2 protein-coding genes and 1 rRNA gene are annotated in these 2778 nt (G+C 63.2%); 1 reads left to right on the top strand and 2 read right to left on the bottom strand.

What is annotated here, in order from left to right; translation table 11 throughout:
• Window positions 1-581 (bottom strand): helix-turn-helix domain-containing protein (locus L8F96_RS18475; protein ID WP_334657014.1); only part of this gene is annotated, 581 nt, incomplete at its 3' end.
• A 278-nt stretch (window positions 582-859) separates the two neighbouring features.
• Here L8F96_RS18475 and L8F96_RS18470 point away from each other — a divergent pair.
• Entirely contained in the window at window positions 860-2527 is a 1668-nt protein-coding gene (locus L8F96_RS18470) for a recombinase family protein (RefSeq protein WP_334657013.1), read from the top strand.
• Window positions 2528-2605: 78 nt separating this feature from the next.
• Here the strand turns inward: L8F96_RS18470 and rrf are convergent.
• Window positions 2606-2720, bottom strand: a 5S ribosomal RNA gene (gene rrf, locus L8F96_RS18465).
• Between the last annotated feature and the right edge of the window lie 58 nt (window positions 2721-2778).

Here is a 2778-nt window from a genome sequence, read left to right as displayed (position 1 = left end):
ACTGTCATAGTCGATGGACCACTCAGAAGGGGGCAGCTCACCAGCCAATCCTCGGCGGCACAGAACTTCTCGTGATCCTCGAGATCGACGAAGCGCAAGGCTTGCGCCAGACGCTTGTTCCGCAGCAGCCGTACCTCGTCCCCGTGTGCATTCGTTCTGATAGTAAGCAGCGTCGGGGTGGCGTTCGTATCGCGCTCGAAGCGCGACAGGGTGGCTTCACTCACGTCTACGGCTGCCGCTACCTCGGCTGCGGTCAGGTGCAGCTGTCGGCGCCGGACCCGGCTGCGCGGACCATGACCGATGACCTGCCGTCCGTCGGCCTCCGGCCAATTGGGCACGACCTCGTTCAGCTCGACATCGTCCTGGTCGGCCAGGAGGATGACCAGCAGGCGCAGCACCGTGTCGGCGAGCGGCGGCCGTTTGCCTGCCTCCACGCGGCTGACCGTCTCGCGGGGCACGCCACTGCGAGCGGCAAGCTCGGCTCTTGTCCATCCGCGGCCTTCGCGCAGGCTACGGACCCTCGCTCCGACATCGTTCGGAAGGACGTCGGCTGGAAAACTATGTCGAGGAATCGTCGTCATGCGTGACGTTCTTGCAGGCGGGGAAGTTGCGAAACCCATAAGCATGGCATGGCGCGACGATCTCCTTCGCCCGATAACGATACGGTCCGGCTTGAACCGGCCGGGGACGCGCCACGTCCATCGTCGGGCAGCGCCTTGCTGCCCGGCACCGATCCGAGCTTTGACGAAAGCCTGGATGCGCTTGTCAGGCTGCTGGCCCGCCAGGCCGCACAGGAACATTGCCGCCTCGAACGCCTTGGATCATCCTCGCCAGACGGCCTAACCGGATCCCTTCCGCCATGCTGATGAAGACCCCGCCGCGTATCGCACTTTACGGTCGCCACTCGACCGTCATGCAGACAGCGACGTCGAGCGCGGACCAGGCGGCCTCCTGCATGAAGCTCGTAGACTATCTGGGCGGCACGGTGGTTGCGACCTACCTCGACCCGGAGCAGTCGGGCTACCGGCGCGACCGGCCCGGGCTGAAGAAGCTGCTGCGCGACATCGAGACCGGCGCGGTCGACCTCGTCGTCTGCGAAGCACTCGACCGACTGGCCCGCGATGCCGAAGACGTGGCATTCCTGGGCAAGAAGCTCATGTATCATCGGGTCGCACTGCACACGGTCTCCGAAGGTCATGTCGACGAGATCAAGTTCGCTGTCGCTGGGCTGCTCGGCGCCATCTTCCTGAAGCACTTGGTCGACAAGACGGTGCGGGGCATGGAAGCCGCCGTGCTCGCCGGGCGGTTTGCCGGCGGCCGGGCCTATGGCTACAAGCGCGTCATTCAGCTCGACGCTCAGGGCGAACTCATCCGCGGGCTGCTCGAGGTCAACCACGGGGAGGCTCTCATCGTCGAGCGCATCTTCGCCGAGTTCGCCACGGGATCCTCCTCGATCCAGATTGCCACCCGCCTCAACGCCGATGGCATTCCGGGCCCTCGCGGCGGACAGTGGAACGCCTCGACCATCCGTGGCGATCCGAAGAAGGCGACCGGCATCCTCAACAATCCGCTCTACGTTGGACGACTGGTCTGGGGTCGCCGACAGTGGCGCCGAAATCCCGACAGCGAGAAGCGAGAACGCCGATATAGGCTCCGCGACCGCTCCGAATGGATCGACATCGGCGTGCCGGACCTGCGCATTGTGAGCGATGAGGCGTGGACGGCGGCGCAGCAGCAGATGGAGCAGCGCAGGCGCTCCGACGCGCAGGTGCCCGTGGGGAGCCAGAACCGCAAGAAGCACCTGCTCTCAGGTCTCATTCGCTGCAGCTGCTGCGGCTCTGGCTACACGATCAGCGGCAAGGACTATTACCGCTGCGCGGGGCAGAAGGAGCGCGGCACCTGCTTGAACAGGGTGTCGGTTCGCAAGGGTGCGATAGAAGCCGCAACGCTTTCTATTCTCCATCGCCATCTGCTGACCGAGGATCACGCCCGTCTCTTCGAAGATGAGTTCAACCGGGAGTTGGCAAGAATCACGGTTGCGATGTCGCAGCACGATCAGGCAACGGTCGATCGCCTCGGTACCGTCACGCGCGAGATCGACAACCTCGCCGCGAACATGCTGACCGGCGTGCTCAGCCCAACGCTGGCGAAGATGTTGTCGGACCGAGAGGCTGAAAGAGCGCAGCTCGAGGCGAAGCTGGCCAGCCAGCCGCATAGCGCGCAGAGCGCAACCATTCTTCCACATCCGGTCTTGAAACGGATGTTTGAGGAGAAAGTCGGCAAGCTGCGCGAGATGCTCGACGACGAGGCCGTACGCGGCGAAGCCGCAGAGATCCTGTCGACGCTCATTGAGAGCGTGACGATCTACCCGGATGGCGAGCATGGCCCTGAAGCCGAGGTGGTCGCGAAGGTCGCAGACTTAATCACGTTTGCCACAAACGACGACGCCGCCCGTGAGGGCGGCGTGTGTAGTTCCATGGCGGNACACTTGGTTTTGTCCGTTATGGAAACACGAACGCCTCCGTGATTAGCGGAGGCGACGGTGTGTCCTTGATGGACGACAAGATGAATGGGTTCGTTTAATCGTACACACGCAAGCTGCAATGCCTGGCGACGCCCTACTCTTCCATCGCTTAGGCGATAGTACCATTGGCGCAGTCGGGTTTCACGGCCGAGTTCGAGATGGGATCGGGTGGGACACCGACGCTATGGTCACCAGGCAATGAAGCCTGCGGGTGTACGGTTCTAAAATCGATGCACACTTTACGTATGTGTTGT

The sequence above is a fragment of the Sphingomonas panaciterrae genome (assembly GCF_036890205.1).
Classification (GTDB): Bacteria; Pseudomonadota; Alphaproteobacteria; order Sphingomonadales; family Sphingomonadaceae; genus Sphingomonas; species Sphingomonas panaciterrae.
This window is presented reverse-complemented; position numbering and strand designations above follow the sequence as displayed.